The following is a 586-nucleotide window of genomic DNA, read 5'->3' as shown; positions in this document are numbered from 1 at the left end:
TCTACTTTATGTCAGTCGAGAACTTAAAGCCTATTTTCCTGAATTACTCAGTTACACACGGTTTCTAGGCATATCATCGAGTGTGGTCGTGCCGCTGTGTTGTTACCTAACATCAAAGCTCGGGAAGCCGACGGGTATTCAGTTTGTCGACTCCACTAAAATAGAGGTGTGTCATATTATGCGGGCCAAGCGAAACCAAGTATTTGCTGATGTAGCGACACATGGAAAAGGCACCATGGGTTGGTCATTTGGCTTTAAACTCCATTTAATCATCAATCACTTGGGTGAGATAGTTTCTCTTAAATTGACCAAAGGTAATGTGGATGACCGCCAACCCGTACCAGAAATGGCTGACTCATTGTTCGGTAAGCTTTATGGCGATAAAGGGTACATCAGTAAGGCCTTATCGGGGGAATTACTTGATAAAGGTGTTGAACTCATCACGACTATCCGCAAGAACATGAAGAAAAAGTTCATTTCGCTTTGGGATAGAGCCATTCTAAAAAAACGGTTTATTATCGAAACGGTCAATGACCAACTGAAAAACATATCTTACATTGAACACTCTAGACACCGCAGTATTCAT

General features: G+C 41.8%; 1 protein-coding gene. It reads left to right on the top strand.

Annotated elements, in window-relative coordinates; all coding sequences use genetic code 11:
* Positions 1–586, top strand: a 586-nt coding sequence (locus GPLA_RS14830; RefSeq protein ID WP_040514949.1) for an IS982 family transposase, incomplete at both ends; no start/stop codon positions are given.

This window comes from Paraglaciecola polaris LMG 21857 (assembly GCF_000315055.1).
In the GTDB taxonomy this organism is placed as follows: Bacteria; Pseudomonadota; Gammaproteobacteria; order Enterobacterales; family Alteromonadaceae; genus Paraglaciecola; species Paraglaciecola polaris.
This window is presented reverse-complemented; position numbering and strand designations above follow the sequence as displayed.